The organism is Caballeronia sp. GAFFF1, from assembly GCF_023630705.1.
In the GTDB taxonomy this organism is placed as follows: domain Bacteria; phylum Pseudomonadota; class Gammaproteobacteria; order Burkholderiales; family Burkholderiaceae; genus Caballeronia.
In genome coordinates this window covers 180708-206585 of record NZ_JALQEM010000034.1, presented here as the reverse complement: position 1 = coordinate 206585, position 25878 = coordinate 180708, and the positions used below count along the sequence as shown (strand labels likewise).

At 65.7% G+C, this 25878-nt stretch carries 28 protein-coding genes; 21 read left to right on the top strand and 7 right to left on the bottom strand.

All coding sequences use genetic code 11. The features are described 5' to 3' along the window. Positions 1-45 precede the first annotated feature (45 nt). Positions 46-348, bottom strand: coding sequence for a hypothetical protein (locus tag NCR37_RS20635; protein ID WP_244850751.1), 303 nt, complete (start codon positions 346-348; stop codon positions 46-48). 206 nt (positions 349-554) lie between these two features. Continuing rightward, positions 555-833: a hypothetical protein gene (locus NCR37_RS20630; protein WP_250474681.1), complete on the bottom strand. Its 279-nt coding sequence runs from the start codon at positions 831-833 to the stop codon at positions 555-557. A 436-nt stretch (positions 834-1269) separates the two neighbouring features. On the opposite strand from NCR37_RS20630, the gene NCR37_RS20625 reads away from it, so the two are divergent. Then, positions 1270-2328, top strand: coding sequence for an NAD(P)-dependent alcohol dehydrogenase (locus tag NCR37_RS20625; protein ID WP_250474680.1), 1059 nt, complete (start codon positions 1270-1272; stop codon positions 2326-2328). A gap of 20 nt (positions 2329-2348) precedes the next feature. Continuing rightward, positions 2349-3161 carry a helix-turn-helix transcriptional regulator gene (locus NCR37_RS20620; RefSeq protein ID WP_250474679.1) on the top strand — a complete coding sequence of 271 codons (813 nt, stop codon included), beginning with the start codon at positions 2349-2351 and terminating at the stop codon, positions 3159-3161. A 6-nt stretch (positions 3162-3167) separates the two neighbouring features. Here NCR37_RS20620 and NCR37_RS20615 read toward each other — a convergent pair whose 3' ends face one another. Further along, positions 3168-3602 (bottom strand): DUF2000 domain-containing protein, encoded by a 435-nt coding sequence (locus NCR37_RS20615; protein WP_250474678.1) that lies wholly within the window; start codon positions 3600-3602, stop codon positions 3168-3170. A 194-nt stretch (positions 3603-3796) separates the two neighbouring features. Between NCR37_RS20615 and NCR37_RS20610 the strand changes: the two genes are divergently transcribed. The 7 genes from NCR37_RS20610 to NCR37_RS20580 all read left to right on the top strand — a co-directional run bounded on the left by NCR37_RS20610 (position 3797) and on the right by NCR37_RS20580 (position 11474). Then, positions 3797-5137, top strand: a complete 1341-nt coding sequence (locus tag NCR37_RS20610) for a glycosyltransferase family protein (protein WP_250474677.1) — start codon at positions 3797-3799, stop codon at positions 5135-5137. A 145-nt stretch (positions 5138-5282) separates the two neighbouring features. Then, positions 5283-5630: a hypothetical protein gene (locus tag NCR37_RS20605; RefSeq protein WP_250474676.1), complete on the top strand. Its 348-nt coding sequence runs from the start codon at positions 5283-5285 to the stop codon at positions 5628-5630. A gap of 38 nt (positions 5631-5668) precedes the next feature. Next, on the top strand, positions 5669-6340 hold the full coding sequence (locus NCR37_RS20600) for a MarC family protein (protein ID WP_250474675.1): 672 nt from the start codon (positions 5669-5671) through the stop codon (positions 6338-6340). A gap of 97 nt (positions 6341-6437) precedes the next feature. Further along, a complete protein-coding gene (gene araD / locus NCR37_RS20595) occupies positions 6438-8183 on the top strand; it encodes an L-arabinonate dehydratase (protein WP_250474674.1) in 1746 nt (581 codons plus the stop codon). 16 nt (positions 8184-8199) lie between these two features. Beyond that, entirely contained in the window at positions 8200-8934 is a 735-nt protein-coding gene (locus NCR37_RS20590) for a ribonuclease activity regulator RraA (protein WP_248324473.1), read from the top strand. 164 nt (positions 8935-9098) lie between these two features. Further along, entirely contained in the window at positions 9099-10370 is a 1272-nt protein-coding gene (locus NCR37_RS20585) for an MFS transporter (protein ID WP_250474725.1), read from the top strand. Positions 10371-10415: 45 nt separating this feature from the next. Beyond that, positions 10416-11474, top strand: coding sequence for a LacI family DNA-binding transcriptional regulator (locus NCR37_RS20580; protein ID WP_250474673.1), 1059 nt, complete (start codon positions 10416-10418; stop codon positions 11472-11474). 4 nt (positions 11475-11478) lie between these two features. On the opposite strand, the gene nudC is transcribed toward NCR37_RS20580, so the two are convergent. Next, on the bottom strand, positions 11479-12411 hold the full coding sequence (gene nudC, locus NCR37_RS20575) for an NAD(+) diphosphatase (RefSeq protein ID WP_250474672.1): 933 nt from the start codon (positions 12409-12411) through the stop codon (positions 11479-11481). A gap of 224 nt (positions 12412-12635) precedes the next feature. On the opposite strand from nudC, the gene NCR37_RS20570 reads away from it, so the two are divergent. After that, positions 12636-12977 carry a hypothetical protein gene (locus NCR37_RS20570; RefSeq protein ID WP_250474671.1) on the top strand — a complete coding sequence of 114 codons (342 nt, stop codon included), beginning with the start codon at positions 12636-12638 and terminating at the stop codon, positions 12975-12977. Positions 12978-12999: 22 nt separating this feature from the next. Here the strand turns inward: NCR37_RS20570 and NCR37_RS20565 are convergent, their stop codons facing one another. After that, on the bottom strand, positions 13000-13524 hold the full coding sequence (locus NCR37_RS20565) for a helix-turn-helix domain-containing protein (RefSeq protein WP_250474670.1): 525 nt from the start codon (positions 13522-13524) through the stop codon (positions 13000-13002). Between the two features lie 246 nt (positions 13525-13770). Here NCR37_RS20565 and NCR37_RS20560 point away from each other — a divergent pair, with 246 nt between their 5' ends. The 4 genes from NCR37_RS20560 to NCR37_RS20545 all read left to right on the top strand — a co-directional run bounded on the left by NCR37_RS20560 (position 13771) and on the right by NCR37_RS20545 (position 17159). Continuing rightward, entirely contained in the window at positions 13771-14430 is a 660-nt protein-coding gene (locus tag NCR37_RS20560) for a glutathione S-transferase family protein (protein ID WP_250474669.1), read from the top strand. Positions 14431-14456: 26 nt separating this feature from the next. Next, positions 14457-15167, top strand: coding sequence for a DUF899 family protein (locus NCR37_RS20555; RefSeq protein ID WP_250474668.1), 711 nt, complete (start codon positions 14457-14459; stop codon positions 15165-15167). Positions 15168-15290: 123 nt separating this feature from the next. Next, positions 15291-16001 (top strand): septal ring lytic transglycosylase RlpA family protein, encoded by a 711-nt coding sequence (locus NCR37_RS28415; protein ID WP_284506951.1) that lies wholly within the window; start codon positions 15291-15293, stop codon positions 15999-16001. Between the two features lie 96 nt (positions 16002-16097). Continuing rightward, the gene (locus NCR37_RS20545) at positions 16098-17159 is read left to right on the top strand and encodes a phytoene/squalene synthase family protein (protein ID WP_250474667.1); all 1062 of its coding nucleotides are present in this window, start codon (positions 16098-16100) and stop codon (positions 17157-17159) included. Here NCR37_RS20545 and NCR37_RS20540 read toward each other — a convergent pair. After that, a complete protein-coding gene (locus tag NCR37_RS20540) occupies positions 17137-17958 on the bottom strand; it encodes a LysR substrate-binding domain-containing protein (RefSeq protein ID WP_206470923.1) in 822 nt (273 codons plus the stop codon). The genes NCR37_RS20545 and NCR37_RS20540 overlap by 23 nt on opposite strands. A gap of 139 nt (positions 17959-18097) precedes the next feature. Here NCR37_RS20540 and NCR37_RS20535 point away from each other — a divergent pair, with 139 nt between their 5' ends. From NCR37_RS20535 to NCR37_RS20520, 4 genes are all read left to right on the top strand, one after another. Then, positions 18098-18967 (top strand): alpha/beta fold hydrolase, encoded by an 870-nt coding sequence (locus NCR37_RS20535; protein ID WP_250474666.1) that lies wholly within the window; start codon positions 18098-18100, stop codon positions 18965-18967. A gap of 139 nt (positions 18968-19106) precedes the next feature. Then, the gene (locus NCR37_RS20530; RefSeq protein WP_250474665.1) at positions 19107-19490 is read left to right on the top strand and encodes a hypothetical protein; all 384 of its coding nucleotides are present in this window, start codon (positions 19107-19109) and stop codon (positions 19488-19490) included. Positions 19491-19653: 163 nt separating this feature from the next. Further along, positions 19654-20550, top strand: a complete 897-nt coding sequence (locus NCR37_RS20525; protein ID WP_250474664.1) for a fructose bisphosphate aldolase — start codon at positions 19654-19656, stop codon at positions 20548-20550. Between the two features lie 233 nt (positions 20551-20783). Further along, complete coding sequence (locus NCR37_RS20520; RefSeq protein ID WP_250474663.1) at positions 20784-21005, top strand: hypothetical protein; 222 nt, start codon at positions 20784-20786, stop codon at positions 21003-21005. Positions 21006-21029: 24 nt separating this feature from the next. Here NCR37_RS20520 and NCR37_RS20515 read toward each other — a convergent pair whose 3' ends face one another. After that, entirely contained in the window at positions 21030-21971 is a 942-nt protein-coding gene (locus tag NCR37_RS20515; protein ID WP_250474662.1) for a LysR family transcriptional regulator, read from the bottom strand. A gap of 111 nt (positions 21972-22082) precedes the next feature. On the opposite strand from NCR37_RS20515, the gene NCR37_RS20510 reads away from it, so the two are divergent. The 3 genes from NCR37_RS20510 (at position 22083) to NCR37_RS20500 (ending at position 25871) form a co-directional block, all read left to right on the top strand. After that, complete coding sequence (locus tag NCR37_RS20510) at positions 22083-23594, top strand: CoA-acylating methylmalonate-semialdehyde dehydrogenase (RefSeq protein ID WP_250474661.1); 1512 nt, start codon at positions 22083-22085, stop codon at positions 23592-23594. Between the two features lie 113 nt (positions 23595-23707). Beyond that, positions 23708-24832 carry an NAD(P)H-dependent flavin oxidoreductase gene (locus tag NCR37_RS20505; protein WP_250474660.1) on the top strand — a complete coding sequence of 375 codons (1125 nt, stop codon included), beginning with the start codon at positions 23708-23710 and terminating at the stop codon, positions 24830-24832. Positions 24833-24920: 88 nt separating this feature from the next. Continuing rightward, positions 24921-25871, top strand: coding sequence for a TauD/TfdA dioxygenase family protein (locus NCR37_RS20500; protein ID WP_250474659.1), 951 nt, complete (start codon positions 24921-24923; stop codon positions 25869-25871). Positions 25872-25878 lie beyond the last annotated feature (7 nt).

Below are 25878 nucleotides of genomic sequence, written 5' to 3'. Positions count from 1 at the left end.
GCGACGCCACGCCGAGCGCAAACGGAACGCACAACGAGCGCACATCTACCCGCCCGAATACTTGCGCAACAGCGCGCTCACATCGATGCGCTGCCCTTGCAGCAACAGCAGCCGCGCGTGCAAAACGAGGTTCTCGATTACGAGCAGCGCCGTGGTGAGCATGTAGGTGAGGTTCACATCGCCGGGATTGAGCCCGCTCGCCTGCAGGCTGCGATGCCTCTCCAGAAGCGAAGTCAACACAAGACCGCGCAGTTCCGGCTCGCCGAACGGCAGGTCGCCGTAATCGACGGGATCTTCACGTTCCAGTTCCTCGAGCAGCCCTGTCAATTCGCTGATGGTCACTTCCATGGCGTCTCCGGCGAGCGGTTGCGTGGATGGCGGACAGCGACTTCATGATGCCACGTCGCAACGGAGCGTGTGTTGCGGTGGCGGGCGCGCCGGTTCCCGCGCAAAAGCTGATCAAAGCGGACAACGCGAGTTGCATCGGGCGCCGCCTCAACGTGCGGCCGTCTCCATCCACCATTTCGCATGCAGGCCCAGTCGGCGCCAGCCCTTCAATGCGCCACCGCCATCGCCTTCTCCAACGCCGCCATGCCGAACCGCTGCATGATGAAGCTTTGCAGCACCAGGTACAGATCCGACTCGCGCGGTCGCGTGCCCCATCGGCTATTGCCCGCCACCGATGCAACCGTAAACCACGAGTGCGGCGGAAAGAGCTCGACGCGCAACACGTCGCGCTCCAGAATCCGCAGCCGTCCCGTGTCCGGGTGAAACTCGGCGCTGACCGCGCCGGTCGGCAAATCGATGCTCACCGTCATTGCATTCGCTTTCATCGTCGTGGCCCCCCTCGTGTTGCTTGCGTTGCGCGTGTTGCGCCGGCCGCGTGCATGGCGTCCGGCTCTCTCTCGATCGTAGGACGCAGAGGACGAGCGCCACTGTCTTGCGCCGCTCGCAACGCGCCGTATCGGCTTCCGCACGACGACGAAACGCGACGCCTCCGCGCCGCGAAACGCCCCGACTACCGCGGATTTCACCGTCTCAGCAAAGATATTCCGATAGGCATACAGTAACGAGGCTGCGCGCCGCCGCCGAAGTATCGGCGGGATCGGCAAGAACGGAGCAGCAGCTCGGGAGCGCGGTGGCGAGCGTTCGCTGCCGCACATAAAAATGCCCGCGCGACCCGAGCGCACACGTCTTTTCAGCCGCGCCTTCCCACCGCGTGAAGGCGCCGGCACCCTGTCCACGCATCAAGATCAAGAGGAAGCGACCATGTTCAAAGCCTATTCCTATGCAGCGTCCGCAGCCGACAAGCCGCTCGGCCCGCTCGAAATTCAACGCCGCGATGTCGGCCCGAACGACGTGCGTATCGACATTCTCTTTTGCGGGGTTTGCCACTCCGATCTGCACATGGCGCGCAACGAATGGGGCGGCACCAACTATCCGGTCGTGCCGGGGCACGAGATCGTCGGGCGCGTGACGGAAGTCGGCTCGGACGTGACGAAGTTCAAGGCGGGCGACCTGGCGGGCGTCGGCTGCATGGTGGACTCGTGTCGCGTCTGCGAGGCGTGCAAGGAAGGACTGGAGCAGTATTGCGAAAGCCCGGAGAGTTTCGTCCAGACCTACAACTCGCCGGACAAGAAGTCGGGCGGCGTGACGTACGGCGGCTATTCGACGTCCATCGTCGTCGATGAGGCCTTCACGCTGCGCGTTCCCGAGAATCTCGAACTGGCCGCGGTCGCGCCGCTGCTGTGCGCGGGCATCACCACGTACTCGCCGCTGCGTCACTGGGGCGTGAAGCAGGGCGACAAGGTCGGCATCGTCGGTCTGGGCGGCCTCGGCCACATGGGCGTGAAGCTGGCTGCCGCGATGGGCGCGCATGTCGTGCTCTTCACGACGTCGCCGAGCAAGATCGAGGATGCCAAGCGTCTGGGCGCGCATGATGTCGTCGTGTCGAAGGACCCGGACCAGATGGCCGCGCACGCGAACAGCTTCGATTTCATCTTGAACACGGTGGCCGCTTCGCACGATCTCGACCAGTTCATCACGCTGCTCAAGCGCGACGGCACCATGACGCTCGTGGGCGTGCCGGAGCACCCGCATCCGTCGCCGTCGGTGGTCAACATGATCTTCAAGCGCCGGTCGCTGGCGGGCTCGCTCATCGGCGGCATCGCGGAGACGCAGGAAATGCTCGACTTCTGCGGCAAGCACGGCATCACGTCCGATATCGAGATGATCCGGATGGACGAGATCAACACCGCTTACGAGCGCATGTTGAAGAGCGACGTGAAGTACCGCTTCGTGATCGACATGTCGACGATCGAGCGGTAACGCAGCGCAGGCGAAGATCCATGAACCCCCGTCCCACGTCCGACATCCGCATCTGGCGCGCGCCCGATCTCGGCGCGGAACTGCTGCGCGGGCGCTTCGCGGACTTCGCCTACGACGTCCACGCGCACGAGACCGCCTGCTTCGCGCTGCTCACGGGCGGCGCGATTCGCATCCGCATGCGCGGCACCGAGTTCGTCGCGCGGCGCGGCGATCTGTACGCCATCGATGCCGACGAGCCGCACGCCGGCTGGCCCGTCGACGGCGCCGGCTGGACGCAGCGCACGCTGTATGTGGACGTCGCGCATCTGCTGGAGTTGACCGGCGAAAAGCGCGCGGGCGGGCTCATCGGTCCGATCATCCGCGATCCGGTGTTGAGCATGGCGCTTCAGGACGTGCATCGGTCGTCGGAAGTGCGCGGGTCGTCGCTGTATCGCGACGAGCGGTATCTGTCGTTCGCGGCGCGGCTCGCTGAACGTCACATGAAGCAGAGCACGGCGCCGCGCGAGACGAGCGAGCCGCGCGCCATTGTCACGGCGCGGCGCTTTCTCGAAGATCGTCTCGCCGAGCCACTGCGTCTGCATGAAATCGCGGCGGCGGCCGACTTGCCGCCGTATCGCCTGTTTCGCGCGTTCAGTCGTGAAACCGGCATGACGCCGCACGAATACCAGCGGCAGGCGCGCGTGCGTCGCGCGATGGCGCTCATCCGGCGCGGCAATGCGCTCTCCGATATCGCCGCCGAAACCGGCTTCGCGGATCAGGCGCATCTCACGCGCACGTTCCGCCGCATGCTCGGCGTGACGCCCGGCGCGTACAAGGCGGCGACGCGCGGCTGACGCGCATCACTTCAAGAGGCCGAGATTCGCGACGGCCTTGCTCACCGGCTTTCTGTCGCCGATCAGCGCGACGCCCACATAACGCAGCGCATCGGTGGCGACCGTCGCGACGGCGTCGCGGAAGGCGGCGTAGTCCGTCGTCTGCTGGCCTTGCTCGGGGAACGCGACGACATCGCAAGCGGCCGCGAGCGCCTTGCCGCGAATGGTCGCGAGTTCGTCCTGACTGGCCGCGAGCACGGCGATGCCGACCGGAATCAGCCCAGGATGCGCCACGCCGGACGCATCGACGAGCGGTTCGCCGACGAGCGCCGGGTGCCGCTGCCCGATAGTCAACGCGAGCACCGCCGCCGCGTTCGCGGCTTTGCCCGCGGGCAGCGCGCGATCCACCACGATCACGCAGCGTTGCGCTCGCGCGCTGGTTTCTGTCGTCTCGTTTGTCATAGATTCCCCGTTCGGTTGGCAGAAAGCGCAATTGTCGAGGCGCGCCCGCGCGGCGTCTTGAATCCTGTTGCACGCGCGGACGATACGAGTCGGCGCCACGTCACGCAGCATGAAACAAAGTGTCCAGCCGCTTGCCCACGCCCCGAATGCGAACGCAGAATCGGTGATTGCCTGCATCTCTCATCGAGCATTCCATGACGACCCGAGTCATCAGTTTCTTCGCGAGCCGGGACGCGCACGCGTCGTTCGAGAACCATCGGCGCTATTGCGCGCATCGCGGTTACGCCCATGAGTTTGTCGATGCGAGCGGCATCGGCTGGACGCATCTGCGCATGCTGCTGAAGTTTCAGACGCTGTTGCGCGCGCTGCGCGCCGCTGCCGACGGCGACTTCGTGCTGCTGCTCACGCAGGACTGCCTGATTTTGAGCGATATCGCCTGCGAATCGCTGATGGCGGATGCTGAACGCGACGCGTTGATCGTCTCGATGGGCGACGCCGAAAGCGATACGGTGATCGGCGCGTTCCAGCTCTGGCGCAATACGCCTGCGTCGCGTGCGATGGCGGAACGCCTGTGCGCGGGCGCGCGCTTCGGCGGCGCGCTCGCGAGCGAGTCGGCCCTTCTGCGCATGACGGCGCCGCTCGGTTACATGACGCAGATCGACGGCGTGCATGCCGTCGTGCCCGCGGCGTGGCATATCGATCCGCTGTGGGCGCGGCTGCGCGTTTTCGCCATCGCGCTCGCCGACATTCCCGACGGGCCGCCGAACGAACCGGTTCACGCCGACCTGCGCGATCTGATCGCGTCGCACGTCAACGCGTGTCAGGCGAAGGGCGAGGCGTATCTGACGCTGCCTGCTTCAGATATCGCGGAGGACGCGTACGAGGCGCTGCGCCCGGATGCGCGCATCGCCATTGCCATGCTCTACACGCCGAACATTCGCGCATACGGCGCCATCGCGGAGCGCAATCTGCGGCGCTACTGCGCGCGCCACGGCTATGCGCTGCATCTTTATCGCGATATCCCGCGGGAATCGCCGCACGGCGCGAGCGGCAACTGGCTGAAGCCGTGGGTGCTGCGTCGCCATTTGCCTCAGCACGAATGGGTGTTCTGGATCGACGCGGACGTGCTCGTGATCGACCAGTGGGTGCCGCTCGAACGGCTGCTCGACAATCGCGACCGCCTGATCGCGATGGACATGAGCTGGCAGTTCAACTCCGGCATCATGGGCTTTCGGCGCACGCAGGCGAACTTCGACGTGCTGGGCGAAGTGGAGCATGCAATCGGCGGCGTGGCGGACAAGTCGTCGACGTACGCGAGCGGCGGCGATCAGGACACGTTCATCAGGGTGCTCGCGCGTCACGGCATGGCAGGCGCTGCGGAACTCGTCGACTGCATCACGCTGAACACGCCTTATCAGCTTCAGCGCGCGGACAGTTTCATGGTTCACCACATGCATATGTGGCCGTCGCTGCGCGCGCTCGCCATGCATCATGGCGATCTGGCGAGTCAAATGCTCACCGAGCGCCGCGCATAGCAGGAAATCGGCATTTGCCGCGACGCAATAGGCTGAAATGCCACGAGAACCTAGTCGTTACCGGCGTCGTCGGCCGCGAGACGCCGGGCGTGCGGCCGCATCCCGTGAAGTAAAATGCCAGCCTCCTTTCTTTATACGGCGACGCATGTTGCGCAAGGCCTGGCGCGGAGAAGAACGTTTCTGGAAAGTCTGGTGGCTGCTCGGCCTGCCAATGCATCTCGCATGGTGGGCGGTCTACCTGTACCTCTGGGGCAGCGGCGTTGCTCCCGAAGCGTTTCTGCTGATTACCATCTGGTTCTGGCCCGGCACGCTGGGCCTGTTCGCCGCGTGCGGCGCGCTCTATCTCGCGTGGTGCACGGCGGCGTGGCGCTGCTCGGGCAACGTCGACCGGCGCATGTGGACGTACGTAGCGCGCGTGCTGATCGGCGTGGGGCTCGGCTCGTTTCTGACGGAGTGCGCGCTGATTCTGACTGCGCCGCTCGTGTCGGGCTGAGGACTAGTCACCGAATCGACATCCCAAACCTATCGAGCATGTTCAACGAATTCGTCAAGACCGTGCTCGTGATCGTCGCCGGGCTGTTTCCCATCATCAATCCGCCCGCGGTCGCGCTCGTCGTGCTGAGCATGCTGCCGCACATCAGCGATGCCGAGCGGCAGGAGCTCGCCCGGCGCATCTCGTTGAACAGCTTCGTCATTCTTCTCGTGTCGCTGTCGGTGGGCGCGTACGTGCTCAACTTCTTCGGTATTTCGATTCCGGTGCTGCGCGTGGCGGGCGGCATCGTGGTTTCGATGGCGGGCTGGAGCCTCCTTCAGGCACCCGACGAAGACGCTTCCACCGAGCCCGCGCCCACGCCCACGCCGCGTAGCGGCGCAACGCTGCGCGCGAAGGCGTTCTACCCGCTGACGCTGCCGATCACCGTCGGACCGGGCTCGATTGCGGTGGCCATCGCGCTCGGGACCGGCTCGCCGCGCCACGGCTTGCAGCCGGTTCATATCGTCGGCGTGACGGTCGGCCTCGTGCTGCTGTGCGCGAGCATCTACGTCTGCGTGCGCTTCGCCGGGTATCTCGAACGGTTGCTCGGCACCGTCGGCACGCAGGTCGCCATGCGGCTGTTCGCGTTCGTCATATTCTGCATCGGCGTGCAGATTCTCTGGCTCGGACTCTCGGAGCTGCTCGGCTCCGTCCATTCCATCGTCAAATAGCGTCTGCTGCTCGTAGAAACCCCAAGCGACGCTCGCCGATGATAACGCTACCATCGCGTGCATCGACATGGTAACGCTACCATCAAGGAGACATCGCTTGGCCTACGACCCCACGAAACGCAAGACGCCCGAAGAACTGCGCAGCCATCGCTGGTATGGCGTGAACGATCTGCGCTCGTTCGGGCACCGCTCGCGCACCGCGCAGATGGGCTATCACTCGTCCGATTACATGGGCAAGCCGGTCATCGCCGTGGTGAACACGTGGAGCGAGATCAATTCGTGCCACACGCACTTCAAGCAGCGCGTCGAGGAAGTGAAGCGCGGCATCTGGCAGGCGGGCGGCTTCCCGGTAGAAATGCCCGTGATGACGCTCGCCGAGCCGTTTCAGAAGCCGACGACCATGCTTTATCGCAACTTTCTCGCGATGGAAGTGGAAGAACTGCTGCGCTCATATCCGTTCGACGGCTGCGTGCTGATGGGCGGCTGCGACAAGACCACGCCCGGCCTCTTGATGGGCGCGATCAGCATGGACCTGCCCGCCATTTATCTGCCCGCCGGCCCCATGCTTCGCGGCAACTGGAACGGCCGCACGCTCGGCAGCGGGTCCGACACGTGGAAGTACTGGGCGGAACTGCGCGCGGGCAAGATCACCGAGGACGAGTGGAAGGGCGTCGAAAGCGGCATCGCGCGCTCGCCGGGCCATTGCATGACGATGGGCACGGCATCCACGATGACGAGCGCCACCGAAGCGCTCGGCCTCACGTTGCCCGGCTTCGCGTCGATTCCGGCGGTGGACTCGCGGCATGCCCAGTATGCGTCGCTCACGGGACAGCGCATCGTCGAGATGGTGTGGACCGATCTGAAGCCGTCCGACATTCTCACGCCGAAGTCATTCGACAACGCCGTCACCACGGTGCTCGCGATGTCGGGCTCGACCAACGCTATCGTGCATCTGGTGGCGGTCGCGCGGCGCGCGGGCGTGCCGCTCACGACCGCTCGCTTCGACGAACTGTCGCGCGTGACGCCGGTCATCGCCAACTTGCGGCCGGCCGGCCAGTATCTGATGGAAGACTTCTTCTACGCCGGAGGCCTGCGCGCGCTCCTCGCCGAACTCGGCGACCTGATCGATGGTTCGCAACTAACGGTCAATGGCGCGACGCTCGGCGAGAACATCGCGGGCGCCGAAATTTTCAATGACGACGTGATTCGCCGGTTCGGCAATCCGCTCGTGCCGAACGATGGCCTCGCCGTGCTCACCGGCAATCTCGCGCCTGACGGCGCCGTCATCAAGCCGGCGGCGATGGAAGCGCATCTGCTGAAGCATCGCGGGCCGGCGGTCGTGTTCAAGGACTACGCCGACATGGCGGCGCGCATCGACGACGAAACCCTCGATATCACCGCCGATTCCGTGATCGTCCTTCAGCACGCGGGACCGGTCGGCGCCCCGGGCATGCCGGAGTGGGGCCAGTTGCCGATTCCGCAGAAGCTCCTGAAAGAGGGCGTGCGCGACATGGTGCGCATCTCGGACGCGCGCATGAGCGGCACGAGCTACGGCGCGTGCGTGCTGCACGTCGCGCCGGAATCGTTCGTCGGCGGGCCGCTCGCGCTGGTGAGAGACGGCGACATCGTAGAACTTGACGTGCCCGCGCGCCGCCTGCATCTCGAAGTCAGCGACGAAGAACTCGCCGCGCGCAAAGCCGCCTGGACGCCGCCGAAGCGCCCGTTCGAACGCGGCTTCGGCGTGATGCATCAACTGCATGTGACGCAAGCGAACAAGGGCTGCGACTTCGATTTCCTCGAAGAAAAGTCGGCCGCGCACGGCGGCGAGCCGGAAATCCACTGAACACGATAACGACACCATGACGACACAAGACATCGCCATTTCCGACGAAACGCTCGACCTGCTGCGCCACGTCAGCACCGCGACGCTCACGACGCAACTCTTCAAGCGCGGCTTGCGCAACGTGTTCCTGCAAGGCGTCGCGCCGCTCGTAAAGCCCGCGAAGGGCGCGCCGAATCTCGTCGGTCCGGCCTTCACGCTGCGCAACATTCCGGCGCGCGAAGATATCGATCACGTGGGCGTGTTTCAGGACCCGGACCATCCGCAGCGCAAGGCGGTCGAGAGCGCGCCGCCGGGCAGCGTGCTCGTGCAGGATTGCCGCGGCGATCGCACGGTGGCATCGACCGGATCCATTCTCACCACGCGCCTGAAAGTGCGCGGCGTCGCGGGCATGGTCTCGGACGGCTGCGTGCGCGACAGCGGCACCATCGGCGAGATCGGGCTGCCGCTTTTCTGCGCGGGCGCGAGCGCGCCGCTCAATCTGGCGAAGCATCACGCGGTGGACATGAACGTGCCGATCGCGTGCGGCGGCGTGGCCGTGTATCCGGGCGATATTGTCGTCGGCGATGTCGATGGCGTCGTGATCGTGCCGCGTCACATGGCCGAGCAGGTCGCGAAGGATGCCGCCGAGCAGGAACTGCTCGAAGAGTTCGTGACGACGCGCGTGGAAGCGGGCGCGCTCTTGCGCGGCACGTATCCGCCGAATGAGGAAACGCTCGCGGCGTATGCCGAATGGCGCAAGCAGCGCGGTTGAGTTCTTAGGCGGGCCAGCAGGAAACGCATACGACAAGGCGCGCTGCCGACCGCAGCCGACCGCCTCGCACTGGAGACACCGTGAACACCCGATCGCCGCTTTCCCGCAACGCGCCGCTGACCGTCGACGAGCCGCGTCTCATCAACCGCCTCGCATGGCGGTTGATGCCGCTCGTCGGCCTGCTGTATCTCGTCGCGTATATCGACCGCTCGAACATCGGCTTCGCCAAGCTGCAGATGCTCGGCAGCCTCGGCATTTCCGAAGTGGCGTACGGGCTCGGTGCGTCGCTGTTTTTCATCGGCTATCTGATCTTCGAGATTCCGAGCAACGTGCTGCTGCACAAGTACGGCGCGCCGCGCTGGATCGCGCGGATCATGCTGACGTGGGGCGTCGTCACGATCCTGCTCGCGTTCACCACGAACGCGACCATGTTCTACATCTTGCGGTTCCTGCTCGGTGCGTCGGAGGCGGGGTTGTATCCCGGCGTCATCTATTACCTCACGCTGTGGTTTCCGCAGCGGCATCGTGTGCGGATGCTCGGGTACTTCACGCTCGGCAGCAGCATCGGCAACATGGTCGGCGCGCCGATCTGCGGCTATCTGCTCGACAAGGCGTGGTTCGGCCTGCAAGGCTGGCAGCTGGTGTTCATCGTGACGGGCGTGCCGTCGGTGCTGCTCACGGTGGTCGTGCTCCTGTGGCTGCCGGCATCGCCGAAAAAAGCGCGTTTTCTTTCCGACGGTGAAAAGAGCTGGCTCGACGCCACGCTCGAAACCGAACGCCAGCAGGCGAAAAAAGCCGAGACGAGCCACGCGAACGTCATGCGCGTGCTGACCGAGCCGCGCGTGATCGGCATGGCGCTCTACTACATGATGCTGTCGATGTCCGTCTATGGCGTCAGCTACTGGCTGCCGACGCTGGTGAAGGGCTTCGGCGTGTCGAACACGACCAACGGCCTGCTCAACATCGTGCCGTGGCTCGCGGCGACCGTCGTGCTGGCGTGGCTGCCCGCGAAGCTGCGCGCGGCGAACGGCTCCGACCGCCGGACGACCGTGGCGATGTTGACTGCCGCGCTGCTCGGCGTCGTCTTCTTCCTGGCGAGCGTTTTCCTGCCGACCAACACGCTGCGCTTCATCGCGCTCTGCCTCGGCGCGCCATGCATGTATCTGCTGCTGCCATGCTTCTGGACGATTCCGCCGAAGTTCCTGACCGGCGCGCGCGCGGCGGCGGGCATTGCGGCGATCAATTCGCTCGGCAATGTCGGCGGGTTTATCGCGCAGAATCTGGTGCCGTGGGTGCGGCAGACGAGCGGCAGCGTGAAGGCGCCGATGCTGATTCCGGCTGCGTGCCTGCTGATTTTCGCCGTCGTGACGATGCTGCTGATGCGGCGCGGGAACACGCGCGGCGACGCCGCCGTCGATGCCCCCGTGAAGGCCTAAAATGGCGCGCTTTCTCCGATCCGGCTCTGACGCGCCAATCCATGCATGACCAAGCTCGCCGACATCTCTGACGACGCCGCAAAGGCGAGCCCCGCGCCGCGCCGCACGCGCGGCACATCGAAGGGCGTGCGCATCACGGACGTGGCGGCGTCTGCGGGCGTCTCTCCGATTACCGTCTCACGCGTGTTCAACGCGCCGGATACGGTCGCGCCCGAGACGCTCGCCCGCGTGCGCCGCGCGGTGAGCGAGCTCGGCTACGTGCCCAACCGGCTGGCGGGCGGCTTGTCGTCGGCGAAATCGCGGCTGATTGCCGCCATCGTGCCGACCGTCGCGCATTCGCTCTTCTCGGAAACGGTGCAGGTGTTCAGCGATACCATGTCGCGCGCCGGCTATCAGGTGCTGCTCGGCCTGTCGGGGTATAGCGACGAAAACGAAGATCAGCTGCTCGACGCCGTGCTGAGCCGCCGTCCGGAAGGCGTGTTGCTGACGGGCGTGGCGCATACGCCGACGCTGCGCGAACGGCTGCGCAAGATCGGCATTCCGATTGTCGAGACGTGGGACATGACCGACGACCCGATCGACATGCTCGTCGGGTTTTCGCACTATCGGATCGGCGCGGCGGTGGCGGAGCGCTTCGTCGCGCGTGGCGCGGCGCATCCGGCGCTCGTCTGCGCGACGGATCAGCGCGCGCTCGCGCGGCGGCGCGGTTTCATCGACACGCTCGCTTTGCGCGGCCTGCGCGACGTCGCCGATGTGCTGATGCCGCCGCCTTCGTCGGTGGCGCTCGGGAAAGACGCGCTGCGGCGCATTCAGGAGTCGACGCCTGAGGTCGACGCGATATTTTGCAGTTCGGATCTGCTCGCGCTCGGCGTGGTCTCGGAGGCGCGGCGGCTCGGTCTCGACGTACCGGCGCGGCTCGCCGTGTGCGGCTTCGGCGACCTCGACTTCGCCGCCGACACGACGCCCGCGCTCACTACGGTGCGCGTCGATGGCAAGCGCATCGGCGCCACCGCGGCGCGCTGCCTGATCGACCGGCTCGGCGGCGCCGCGCCGGTTGCGCCGGTCGATGTCGGCTTCGAGATCATCGAGCGCGAGACGCTCTGAGGCTTTAGTCGCCTTCGACGAACGCCTTCAGCAAGTGATGCGCGATGGCGAAGGCTTTCGGCGCGTTCAATCCTTGCGGGTGCGTGCCGTCTAGCATGGCGCGGACTTCATCGCGACTGAACCAGCGGGCGTCTTCGAGCTCTTTTTCGTCGACGGTGATTTCCGTGTCCGTCGCGCGGGCGAAGCAGCCGATCATCAGCGAGGACGGAAACGGCCACGGCTGCGACGCGAAGTAACGCACGTCGGCGCAGCGAATGCCGGCTTCCTCCAGCACTTCCCGATACACCGCATGCTCGAACGTCTCGCCCGGCTCGATGAAGCCGGCGAGCGCGGAGTACATGCCCGTTGCGAATTGCGGCTGACGGCCGAGCAGGCAGCGCTCGCCATCGGTGACGAGCATGATGACGACCGGATCGACGCGCGGAAAGTGCTGCGCGCCGCACTGGCCGCAAATCCGCCGCCAGCCGGCGCCCGCGCTGTCGGTCGGATTCCCGCAGTTCGCGCAGAAGCGGTGCCGCCGATGCCAGTCGAGCATCGAACGCGCCTCGCCGAGCGCGCTTACGAGCGGCGGCGCGACGAGCCCTTGCATGGCGACCGGACGCAGTTCGATCGCTTCGACGCTTGCGCCCGGAAGCGCATCGGCGGCGGCCTCGGCGGTCGTATCGACGGAGCAGGCGAAGAGCGCGCGCCGGTCGGCGTCGCGCCCGAGCAGCACGGTCTGCAGCGGCGTGCCGAACTGCGCGGCTTCGTGCGCGAGAAAGAGCGGATCGTGGCCGTCCGCGCGCTTGAAAAGCGGCACGTTGTTGTTCGCGAAGAGCAGAAAGCGCGTCGCGGCGTCTTCGCTGAGGCTTGCGAGAAACGTTTCGTCGTCGCGCTTCTCGGACATGCGGTCGAGCGGATCTTGCGTGAAACCGATGGCGTCTGGCGGCGTGGGCATGGTGTGGTCGAAGGTCGGCGGCGCGCGCCGGGGAAGGGTCAAGCGAGCATCGTAGCGAAGTTGGCGCATCCTTGCTGACGGGACGCGGTCATGGCGACGCGGCTTTCATCGCCGATAGGAACGTGCGATGGAAGAGAGCGCGGCGTTTAGGATTCGTCCGCTGGCGCGCGCCGACGCGCGGCTTCTAGAGTTTCAGTCCCTCAAGATTCGGAAAGGAGACGCTCGTGGAGTCGAACGTGACGGTGTCGGTTAACGAAAACGGCCATGCGGTCATCACGCACGCGATGCCGCTGGTGGACTACTGCGTGAAGCGCGCGCAGACGTTGCGCGCGATGGTCGAAGTCGTAAGCAGCGCGCAAGGCCATATCGACGGCGCGAGCGAGTGCTCGCCCGCGCTCGCCAAACCGCTGATGGAACTGATCCGCGCTCAAGTCGAAGAACTTGCGCCGCTTTTCCGCGCGCTCGATCAACGCGCGTACGAGAAAGGGTTCGACGACGGCAAGGACGTCAGCTACCCCAACAAGAAGGCACGCGAGGTCCCGTGCGACGCTTCGCCGTCCGCGTGAGCCGGGAGTCACGCGGGCGAAGTCACATGCGCGCGGCGAGCGTCGTCGCGCTCAGGCGGACTTCGCGATAAATCGTGTCCGGATGGAACGCCTGCGCGTTGCGGCGCTCGCTTTCGAGGCCAGCAGCGATGCGCGGCGAAATCACGCCTTTCACGCCCGACAGCACGCGCTCACACACGCGCCCGAGGTCCTTCAAGTCGTCGCGCGTACTCGCTATGCCGTCTGCGCCCGCGCGCTGCATCGCACGCACCGCGAGCGTACGGCTGTCGGTAGTCAACGCGACGAGCGGCGTGTGCGGCACGCATTCGCGGAGCTTGCGCAGGATGCCGAACTGGTCGGCCGCCGGGCGCGCATGCGCACCGAGCGCGCAGCCGACGATCACCAGTTCGCCGTCCGCGTCGCGCAGCTTCGACAGCAACTGCTCTTCGCACGTTGCGCTGGCGACCACGCGATAACGTTCGCGCGTCTCGAACCACGTCTGTAATCCCAGCACGGTAACCGGTTGCCCGTCTGCGACCACGACCCTTATCTTGTCTTTGCGTAACATTTTTTGCCTCGACCCATTGATTGTTTCGTCATTTCCGGACGAGCGGTTCTCGTGACAGCTTCGCGGCGGAACCCCGCACGGTAGCAAAGGCCCGGTCCGGCGACAATGCGGCGCGCGCCGACGCTGCATCGCACAACAAAATTTTCTCGTTCGCGTGCGCGAAGTTGTCGATTCGCTGCCACGCCGCTCGTCGTTCAGGTAGCCGGCCATGCAACGAGCCGTCCATTCGTCCAGCGGAGTCTGCCGATGAGTCTGATCCTATATGCCCACCCTTTTTCGTCGTACTGTCAGAAAGCGCTGATTGCGCTCTACGAGAACGAGACGCCGTTTGCCTGGCGGCCGCTCACGCCCGACGCGCCGCAATCCATGCGCGAACTCGCCGAAATCTGGCCCGTCAGAAAATTCCCCGTGCTGGTGGACGGCGGCAAGCCGGTGATCGAAGCGACGATCATCATCGAATATCTGGACGTGTTCTATCCCGGCCCCGTGCGCCTGATTCCGGACGATCCGCGCGCGGCGCTCGAAGTGCGCTGGATGGACCGCTTCTTCGACAATTATGTGTCCACGCCGCAGCAAAAGATCGTGTTCGACTGCATGCGCGCCGAGAATGAACGCGATACCCGAGGCGTCGCGGACGCCCGCGCGATGCTCGACACGTCGTACGCCTATCTGGACCGCGTGATGGCAAACCGCGAATGGGCCGCGGGCGATGCGTTCAGCCTCGCCGACTGCGCCGCCGCGCCGTTCCTCTTCTATGCGGACTGGACGCATCGGATCGGCGACGCTTATCCGAACGTGATCGCGTATCGCAAACGGCTGCTCGCGCGGCCGTCGTTCGCGCGGGCGGTAGACGAGGCGCGGCCGTATCGGCCGCTCTTTCCGCTCGGCGCGCCGGATCGCGATTAAGCCGAGTTCAACTCAGGAGAGCCAGCATGACATCACCGACGACGACACCTGTTCCGGCCGCCGAGTTGGCGAACCGCGCCAGCATGCGGTTTCCGAACGAAAGCGCCGAATATCGCCGGGCGCGCACCGCGTTGCTCGCGGAGGAGATCGAATTGCGGCGGCATGTCGAACGCGTCGCGCAGATGCGGCGCGCGCTGCCGCCCGGCGGCGAGGTGACAGGCGACTTCCGCTTCGAAGGGGAAAACGGTGTCGTCGATATGGCCGGCCTTTTCGGCGACAAGCAAACGCTCGTGACGTACAGCTACATGTTCGGACCGCAACGCGAGCGCCCGTGTCCTATGTGCACGTCGCTGCTCTCGGCGTGGGAAGGCGAAGCGCGCGATATCGAACAGCGCGTCGCGCTGGCGGTGATTGCGCGCTCGCCGTTGCCACGGCTTCTTGCCTTCAAGCGGGAACGCGGCTGGCGCGATCTCAAGCTGTACTCCGATCTGAACGGTAATTTCAGCCGCGATTACCACGCCGTTTCGAAAGAAGGCGGCGACGAGCCGGCGATCAACGTGTTCACGCGGCGCGACGGCGTGATCCGCCATTTCTGGAGCGGCGAAATGGACTTCGCGACGGCCGATCCGGGCGAAGATCCGCGCGGCGCGCCCGATCCGATGCCGCTCTGGACCGTGCTCGACATGACGCCGGAAGGACGCGGCACGGACTGGTATCCGAAGCTCGAATACGTCTGAGGCTCCCGCGGCGTATCTGTCAACTTGAGTCATATCTGAGCGACGCGGGTCAACTGCCGCAGCGACTTTGCGTTATGGGCGAGCCGGTTCCGGGGAATCGGCGTTACATGGAGAAGCTCGCTCATGGTCGCAAAGGCATGGATTCGCCGTTCGCGCGCGGCCGGTGTCGCATCGGTCGGCGCATGGATGCTGCTGAGCGGCTGCGCGGCACATCGGCCCGCGGTCGCAACGCCGCCGCCGCAGAAAAAACCGCAAGAGGAAAGCGCGCCCGCAGCGGCGTCGGCGGTGGATGCGGTGATGGCGTCGGCGCCTGAAGGCGCATCGGCGGCGGCGCCCGTGCCGTCGTCGTCGCCGTCGTCATTGCCTGACACGGCATTCGACGACGCATCGCCTGGGTTCCGGCAAGTCGGCGAGGCGTCGTATTACAGCCGCAAGTTTCAGGGCCGTCGCACGGCGAGCGGCGAGCGGTACGACTTGCATGCGCTCACGGCGGCGCATCGCACGCTGCCGCTCGGGACGTATGTGCGCGTCAGCAATCTGTCGAGAACGAAGTCGGTCGTCGTGCGAATCAACGATCGCGGGCCGTTCGTGAAGACGCGCGTGATCGATCTGTCGTTCGCCGCCGCGAGCGTGCTTGGCCTGCAGCAGGCCGGACGCGCGCGCGTCGTCCTCGAACCGGTGACGCCGGTCGCGCTGGAGCTCGCGCCGGCGCCTCCTTCCGCCGCCCACGCCGCGCCGGGCCGCTCGCGCGGTCGCCACGCGAGAGCGGCCGTCAAGCCGGTGATGCTGCATATCTCACATGTCCGGCATCGCGTGCCGGCGCACAAGCACTAGCCCACGGCCCAGCGAATGCGCTAGCAAAACCGCACGGACGGATACAATGCGGCGGCGCGCACGGCCGCGCGCCTCGCCGAGTCTTCGATCCGACACATGAACCCATCACGCCGCGCGTTTTTGCTTGGCCCATTGCTGAAGCGCGTTTCCCGGTCTTTCTATCTGACGCTGCGCATCCTGCCGCCCGGCATGCGCGATCCCATCGGGCTCGCGTATCTGCTCGCGCGGGCTGCCGATACCATCGCGGATACGTCGCTCGTTGCGCCGGAGCGGCGTCTTGCGTTGCTGCTGTCGCTGCGCGCGCAGGTCAACGGCGAGCCGGACGACGGCGCGCTCTCGCGCATCGAAAGCGAAGTGGCGGGGCAGCAGGCGCAGCCCGACGAACGCACGCTGCTCGAATCGCTCGGCGCGGCGCTCGCGATCCTGCGCGAGACGAACGCCGCCGACGGCGCCGCCGTGCGCGACATCGTCACGACGTTGACCACCGGCATGGAATTCGATCTGCGCACGTTTCCCGACGAGACGTCCGGGCAAGTCATCGCCCTGCAACGCTTCGACGAACTCGACCGCTATACGTATCTCGTCGCGGGATGCGTCGGCGAGTTCTGGACGAAGATGACCTACGCGCACAGCCCCGCCACGCTCAAGGCCGCGCCCGACGCGATGCTCGCCCGAGGCGTGCGCTTCGGCAGGGCGTTGCAGATGACGAACGTGCTGCGCGATTGCGCGCGCGATCTGCGCATCGGCCGATGCTATCTGCCCGGCGACATGCTCGCGCGTCATGGCCTGACGCCGACCGATCTGCTCGATTCGAGCGCGTCGGCGCGTGCGCGGCCGGTGCTCGCGGACCTTCTGCGCACGACACTCGCGCTGTATCGCGACGCGCTCGACTACACGTTCGCCATTCCCGCGAGCGCCGTGCGGCTGCGGCTTGCGTGCCTGTGGCCGATCATGATCGGCCTGGAGACGCTGGTGCTGCTCGCGCGCAACGACGCGTGGCTCGACCCCGCGCGCGTTTCGAAGGTTCGCCGCAACGACGTCTATCGCATCATGGCTGCGTCGCTGCCGCTGGTGGCATCGAACGGATTGCTGCGCGCATGGGCATTGCGTCGCATAGGCGCGATCGAAGCGGAACTCAACGCCGCAACTCCGCGATGATGCGCTCCGCCAGAAAATCGCACGGCGGACGCTTCGAGGCCGCGCTGCGCGCGAGCACCACTTCCAGCGCCGCGATTTCCGGCAGCCCGTGCGCCTGCCCGAGCAGCGTGAACCGCGACGGCACCGCGCATTTGGCGAGCGGCGCGACGGCGAGACCGGCCTCCACCATTGTCAAGAGTCCGAGCAGGCTAGGGCTTTCGTAAGACGTGCGATAGCCGATGCGCGCCCGCTCCAGACTGCGAATGGCGTTTTCGCGCGCGACGCTGCCGGGCAGGAACACCGCGATCGGCAGCGGCCGCTCGCGCCATATCTCATTGGCGCTCGGCGCGGCGGCCCAGACCATCGGCTCGTGCCGCAGGAATTCGCCCGTGATGCCCTTAATGCGCGTCGCGCAGACGAGATCGACGGCGCCGTCTTTCAGCATGGGCGCGAGCGCGGCGCTCGGCAGGCCGACGACCTGAATCTCGACCTTCGGATACGTCGCGGAGAATTTCTTGAGGATCGGCGGAAAGAGCGACGACGCGTAGTCGTCCGGCACGCCAATCACCACGCGCCCGGTCACGTCGGGCCGCACGACCGCCGCCCACGCTTCGTCGCGCAGTGCAATCATGCGTCGCGCGTAGGCGAGCAGCACTTCGCCGTCTTGCGTGGGCACCACGCTGCGCGGCTTGCGCACGAACAGTGCCTTGCCGAGCGCGGTTTCGAGCGTCTTGATCTGCATGCTCACGGCCGACTGCGAGCGATGCACCAGTTCCGCCGCGCGGCTGATGTTTCCGGTGTCGGCGACGGCGACGATCATCGAAAGAACGTCGAGGTCGAGGGCTTTTACGTTCGTGGTCAAAAAGGGCGCGCCATCAGAAAAGCTGAACGGTTCTATCAATATTATGCGATTTTCTTTTGCATCGGGGCGCGGCATAGTGCAGGAAAGGAGCGAACCGATGAACGCGCGTACCGATCCCGCCGTGCTGGCCGCAGTGCAAACCCTGCCCGAACCGTCGTTTGCGACGGTGGCGTCGGGCATCTCCGTGCCTTACGTCGAATGCGGCGAAGGCGAGCCGTTGCTGTTCATTCACGGTTCGCTGTGCGATTTCCGCTGGTGGAGCGCGCAACTTGCGCCGCTCGGCGAAGACTTTCGCTGCATCGCGCCGAGCCTGAGCCACTACTGGCCCGCCGTCGACGCCTACGTGCAGGGCGACTTCGGCTGGGAAGCGCACGTCGCGGAAATGGCGGACTTCATCGCCGCGCTCGACCTCGCGCCCGTGCATCTCGTCGGGCATTCGCGCGGCGGCTGCATCGCGTTTCATCTGGCGCGTGAGTATCCGCGGCTCGTCAAGACGCTGACGCTCGCCGACCCCGGCGGGCCGCTGCAAACGTCCGCGCAGGCTGCGCCCGCCGCGCTGCCGCCTGCGACGAACGCGCTGCGCACGCGCGTCGCGGAACTGATCGAAGCCGGCGAGTTCGACGCGGGCCTCGAAATGTTCGTCGATTCGGTCAGCATGCCCGGCTTCTGGCGCAAGAGCACGGAGAGCTTCCGGCGCATGTCGCTCGATAACGCGCTCACGCTGCCGAAGCAGTTCCGCGATCCGCTGCCCGCCTACACCCGCGAGGCGGCGCGCGACATCAAGTGCCGCACGCTCCTGATCGACGGGCAGAAGAGTCCGCGCATGTTCCGCAACAACGTCGACAAGCTCGGAGAGTGGATCGAATTCGCCGAGCGCGAGACGATTGCCGGGGCATCGCACGGAATGAATGTCGCGAGTCCCGGCGCGTTCAACCGCGCGGTGCGGGCGTTCGCGGCGGCCTGGTAATCCGCTGCATCGAACGATCGTGCGGCGCGCGTCGCCGCTTCTCGTCGTACTTTTTGTTTGAATGTTGTGACATGACAACGGAGAACGGGCGGCGCTCGGGCTAACATCGTCCGCACCTCATTGCCGACAAGAGGCATGTGTGAGCACGGGCCACGACGATCTCGCCGCATGGAACCGCCAGCGCACCGTCACGCTGGCGCTGGAACTGGCCGATAGCGGCCGCTACGAGAATTTCGCCGACATCGCCTACGCGCTGCAGTTCGAGCACGGAATGGCGTCCGCGCAGGCGCTCATCGACCATCCGGAAATGCGCCGCCAACTAAACGGGCGATGCGCCGATGCCCGCGAGGCGCGCTTTCCCGAAGCGCCGGAACGATCGCAGGCGCCGGAACTGCCGGAATCTCGTCCGGCGCAATCCGCCACGCCGTCATTCTTACGCCGCGCCGCCAGCGCGCTCCGGCGAGCGGGCGCGAGCACGGCCGAGCCTGTCGCGCCCGGCGACCTGAATTCCGCTGCTTCCTGAGCTTTTCGGCGCGAAAACGCCTGCTGAATGGCCGCAACGCCGGGGAATTGGCGGATTTGCACGAGAAAGCCACGCCTCAAAACCATTAAACTTGAAGGAGTTGAACCAAAAGCCCGGACCGTGCTTGCGCGCTCCGGTGTTTGAACTTTGAGGAGGAAAGCTCGTGGCTAACGAGAAGATGCTGGCGCAGATGGCGGAAAAGCAGGGTTTCATCGCCGCTCTGGATCAAAGCGGTGGTTCGACGCCCGGCGCGCTGCGTCAATACGGCATTCCGGACGACGCCTACAACGGCGACGCCGAAATGTTCAAGCTGATGCATGACATGCGCGTGCGCATCATGACCGCGCCCGCCTTTACGGGCGACAAGGTGATCGGCGCAATTCTGTTCGAACGCACGATGGACGGCGAAGCCGAAGGCAAGCCGGTGCCCACGTTCCTGTGGGAAGACCGTGGCGTCGTGCCGTTTCTCAAGGTCGACAAGGGCCTCGAAGCTGAAGCTGACGGCGTTCAGGTGATGAAGCCGATTCCGGGTCTCGACGAGCTGCTCCAGCGCGCGGCGAAGCTCGGCGTGTTCGGCACGAAGATGCGCTCGGTCATCCATCAGGCGAACGAGAAGGGCATCGCGGCGGTCGCGCAGCAGCAGTTCGAAGTAGGCGCGCAGATCATCGCGCAGGGTCTCGTGCCGATTCTCGAGCCGGAAGTCTCGATCAAGAGCCCGGACAAGAAGGGCGCGGAGAAGATTCTGCGCGACGAACTGCTCAAGGGCCTGAACGCGCTGCCGGAATCGAGCAATGTGATGATCAAGCTCACCATTCCGGACGAAGCGGACTTCTATCGGCCGCTGATCGAGCATCCGCGCGTCGTGCGCGTGGTCGCGCTGTCGGGCGGCTACTCGCGCACCGACGCATGCAAGCGCCTCGCCGAGAACCACGGCATGATCGCGAGCTTCTCGCGCGCGCTCATCAACGAGCTCCAGAAGTCGATGAGCGACAGCGAATTCAACGCGACGCTCGCCAAGTCTATCGACGAAATCTACGAGGCGTCGGTCGAGAAGGTCTAAGCATCGACTGACTGCTTCCAGTGAACGCGCCCGCCCTGGGCGCGTTTTTCATGGCAGCCGCCGTGCGCAATCCATCCAATTATTAACTGGGGTTTGCCGTCGTTGTGGCGCGTATGCTCGGTCCCTATACTTCAACATATGGGACACGAACCGCGAGACGCAACGCGTTTCGTCAGCTTGCGGTCGTCATTCGTCACGGCACCGCGTGCCGAAACATAGCCGACGCCCTCACTATGAACGATCTCGCCTGGGGCCTGTTCTTTTTGGTCTCCTCACTATCGGCGGTTGCGCTGCTTTCCTGCACGATCGCGACCTATCTCGACCTCTGGCATCTCCCCGACGACCGGCCCGACGAAGACCGCGCGCGCTTTCGCGTTTTGCGCTCGACGTGGTTCTTTTACGCGAGCGCGTGCGCCTGCCTCACCTCGGTGGGATGCCTGCTCTATGTGACGTGACCACCAAAGGACGCAGCGACCGCCTCAAAGCGGAAAGCCGCCCGCGAACGCCTCGCGCAGATAGCCGATGAACAGCGCGACTGCGCGCGGCACATGCGTCGCATAGGGCCGCACCACGTAGAGTTGATCCGCGAACGCGCCCACGGGCCGCCAGTCCGGCAGCAGCACGACGAGCTTGCCCGCCTGCACCGCTGCCTGCGCCGTGAAGTCCGGCAATAGCGCGATGCCGAGATCGTCGAGCGCCGCATCGCGCAGCAATTCGCTGTTGTTCGCGGAGAACGCGCCGTTGATCGCGAGCGTGAACGGTCCCGCCGTGGACTTGCGCGCGCCCTTGCGCACGAACGACCAGATGCTCGCGGCTTGCGTGCGCGGATAGTACAGGCAGTCGTGCACGGCGAGATCGGCGGGCGTGGCGGGCGTGCCGCGCCGCCGCAAATAGGCGCGCGTCGCGACGATCACCGAATGCGTATCGCACAGCTTCCACGCGACATGCGTTTCCGGCGCCTGCGCGCTATGACGGATGGCCAGATCGAAGCCTTCCGTCGCAATCGACGTCAGCCGGTCCGACGCCTCCAGTTGCACGCGCACTTCCGGATGCGCGTGCAGAAAGCCCGCGAGCTTCGGCACGATCTGCTGCCGCGCCAAAGCCACCGGCGCCGTCATACGAATCAGGCCGCGCGCCACGCCCGCCATCTCCCGCACGCTCGAAAAGCTCGTCGCGATGTGGGCGTAATGCGCGCGGGTGTCGTCGACGAGCCGGCGGCCCGCTTCCGTGAAGCGCACGCTGCGCGTCGTGCGCGTGACGAGCGGCACGCCCGCCGCGCGCTCCAGTTCCGCGATGCGCTGGCTCATCGCCGCCTTGCTCACCCCGAGCCGCGCCGCCGCCGCCGTATAGCTGCCTTGTTCGGCGAGCACCGTGAGCCAGTGCAGATGCGTCCAGAGCGCTTCGATCTTTTGCTCGTCCATGCGCGGATTGTTTGCCATAGTGAACAACGAGTTCAATCATAGCGCCTTTGCACGGCTCGATTCGCTTCCTACACTTGTCGTATTGCCGAAACGTTCGAGACAGGAGACGAAATGCAAGCCTTCAACGATACCGCCGATGTGGTCCACTTCATCCACGGCGAGCGGGTGAGCGGATCGGGCGCGCGCTCGCAGCCCATCTTCAACCCCGCGACCGGCGAGCGTCCGCGCAAGCTCGTGCTGGGCGAAGCGGCGGACGTCGAAGCAGCGGTGCAAAGCGCGAAGGCGGCGTTTCCCGCGTGGCGCGACACGCCGCCCATCCGCCGTGCGCGAATCATGCAGCGCTTTCTCGAACTGATGAATCAGCACCGCGACGAACTCGCCGCGATCATCACGGCCGAGCACGGCAAAGTGTTTTCTGACGCGCAGGGCGAAGTGACGCGCGGCATCGAAGTGATCGAATTCGCGTGCGGCATTCCGCAATTGCTGAAAGGCGACTTCACGGAACAAGTCTCTACGGGCATGGACAACTGGACGCTGCGCCAGCCGCTCGGCATCGTCGCGGGCATCACGCCGTTCAATTTCCCGTGCATGGTGCCGTGCTGGATGTTCCCGGTCGCCATTGCAACCGGCAACGCATTCATCTTGAAGCCGAGCGAGCGCGATCCGTCCGCGTCGCTCTTCATGGCGAATCTGCTGAAGAAAGCCGGCTTGCCCGACGGTATCTTCAACGTCGTTCAGGGCGACAAGGTCGTCGTCGATGCGCTGCTCGAACATCCGGACGTTCGCGCGATCAGCTTCGTCGGCTCGACGCCTATCGCGAACTACATCTACGAAACGGGCGCGAAGCACGGCAAGCGCGTGCAGGCGCTCGGCGGCGCGAAGAATCACATGGTCGTGATGCCGGATGCGGATATCGATCAGGCCGTCGATGCGCTGATCGGCGCGGCGTACGGCTCGGCGGGCGAACGCTGCATGGCGATCTCGGTCGCCGTGCTGGTGGGCGATGTCGCCGACAAGATCGTGCCGCGCCTCGCCGAACGCGCCCGCCAGCTCGTCGTAAAGAACGGCATGGAGCCGGACGCCGAAATGGGCCCGATCGTCACGCGCGCCGCGCTCGAACGCATCGAGGGCTATATTGCGATGGGCGTGGACGAAGGCGCGCAACTCGTCGTCGACGGCCGCGGCCTGAAAGTGCCGGGCCACGAAGACGGCTTCTTCACGGGCGGCACGCTGTTCGACCACGTTGAGCCGGAGATGCGCATCTACAAGGAAGAGATCTTCGGGCCGGTGCTCGCGTGCGTGCGCGCGAAGGACTTCAGCGAAGCGGTTGATCTCGTCAACGCGCACGAGTTCGGCAACGGTGTCGCATGCTACACGCGCGATGGGCACATCGCCCGCGAATTCGGCCGACGCATCGAAGTGGGCATGGTGGGCATCAACGTGCCGATTCCGGTGCCGATGGCATGGCACGGCTTCGGCGGCTGGAAGCGTTCGCTCTTCGGCGACACGCATGCTTACGGCGAAGAGGGCGTGCGATTCTACACGAAGCAGAAGTCGATCATGCAGCGTTGGCCCGAAAGCACCGAGAAGGGCGCGGAATTCGTGATGCCCACCGCGAAGTAATACGTGAGTGTTTGAAATCAGCGCCCGCTTGTTCCATTGGAATGAGCGGGCGTTGCTGCTTTCGGATGCGGTTGACCGCGTATTGATGCCCCAGCCGTCGAGAGGACCCTTCCATGAACCAGCACATGAAGCGCAACACGCTGATGCCGCTCCTCGGCATCACCAAGCCGATCATTCAGGCGCCGATGGCGGGCGTCAGCACGCCCGCGCTCGCGGCGGCCGTATCGAATGCGGGCGGGCTCGGGTCGCTCGGCGTCGGCGCGATGAACGCGGAAGGCGCGCGCAACGTGATCCGCGAAACGCGCGCGCTGACAGACAAGCCGTTCAACATCAACGTGTTCTGCCATCGTCCGGCGCAGGCGAACGAGGCCGTCGAGCAGGCATGGATCGACTGGCTCGCGCCGCTTTTCGCGCAGTACGACGCCCAACCGCCGCAAAAGCTCGCCGAAATCTATACGAGCTTCGTCGTCGACGATGCCATGCTGAACGTGTTCGTCGAAGAGAAGCCCGCCATCGTGAGCTTTCATTTCGGACTACCATCTAACGACGCCATAGACGCATTGCGACAGGCCGGCATTACGCTGATGGCCGCTGCCACCAACCTGCGCGAAGCGGAACAGGTGGCCGCCGCGGGCATGGATGCGATCATCGCGCAGGGTATCGAAGCGGGCGGGCATCGCGGCGTCTTCGACACCGAAGCCGACGACGACCGTATCGGGACGTTCGCGCTCACGCGCCTGATCGCGCGCAAGTTCGACGTGCCCGTGATCGCGGCGGGCGGCATCATGGATGGCGCGGGCATCGCGGCGGCGCTCGCGCTCGGCGCGCAGGCGGCGCAAATGGGCACGGCCTTCGTGCCTTGCACGGAGACGTCGATCGACGCGGGTTTTCGCCGTGCCATCCTGAGCGATGCCGCGAACCGCACGACGTTCACAGCGGCGATCTCGGGACGCGTCGCGCGTGGCCTCGTCAACAAGTTCACGGAGCTGGGCCGCAGCGCGGGCGCGCCGGCAAATCCGGATTATCCGATCACCTACGACGCCGGCAAGGCATTGCACGCGGCGGCCAAGGCGAAGGGCGAGTTCGGCTACGGCGCGCAGTGGGCGGGGCAGGCGGCCGCGCTCGCGCGCGAGATGCCGGCTGCGGAATTGATGGAGCGCTTAAGCGCGGAACTGGAGGAGAACATCGGCGGGCTTCAGCAATACGCACATGCTTTGCGCATGACATCGACGCTGTAAAGCTAAGTCGAAACGCTTCGTTGGTCAGGCGGTTGCGGGATGCTTCAATGTTTTCTCCCAGCCGACACCAGGATCAACGGAGCCCACGATGTCCGATACCGTTTCGCTCGCCAACGAATCTTCCAACGACACCGCACGCCAGCCCGCCACGTCACACGAGCCGTTTCAGGTCCGCCCGATAGGCGGGCGCATCGGTGCCGAAGTGCGTGGCGTGACGCTCTCGGCGGATCTCGACGATGCCGCCATCGGCGTCATCAACGCGGCGCTGCTTCGGCATAAGGTGCTCTTCTTCCGCGGCCAGTCGCATCTGGATGACGCCGCGCAGGAAGCCTTCGCCGCGCGCTTCGGCGAGACGGTCGCGCATCCGACCGTGCCCTCGCTCGCGAGCGGCAGCCGCCTGCTCGAACTCGACTCCAAGCACGGCGCGCGCGCGAACTCGTGGCATACCGACGTCACCTTCGTCGATGCCTACCCCAAGATTTCGATTCTTCGCGGCGTGGTGATCCCGCCCGCGGGCGGCGACACGGTCTGGGCCAACACGGCCGCCGCATACGAGCACTTGCCGCAAGCGTTGCGCGAACTCGCCGACGGCTTGTGGGCGCTGCATACGAACGCCTACGACTACGCCGCCGCGCGCAATACGCCGGACACCGAGGCGGACCGCGAGTACCGCCAGCAGTTCACCTCCACGCTGTACGAGACCGAGCATCCGGTGGTGCGCGTGCATCCGGAGACGGGCGAGCGCACGCTCGTCCTCGGCCACTTCGTGCAGCGTTTCATCGGCTTGTCGCAGCGGGATTCCGACCGGCTGCTCGGGATCTTCCACGATCACGTCACGCGACTGGAGAACACGGTGCGCTGGCGCTGGACGCAGGGCGACGTCGCGATCTGGGACAACCGCGCGACGCAGCATTACGCGGTGAACGATTACGGCGACGCGCATCGCGTGGTGCGGCGGGCGACCGTGCATGGCGATGTGCCCGTGGGCATCGACGGACGCACGAGCCGCATTGTGAAGCGCGAGACGCGCACGCATTGATTTTTGC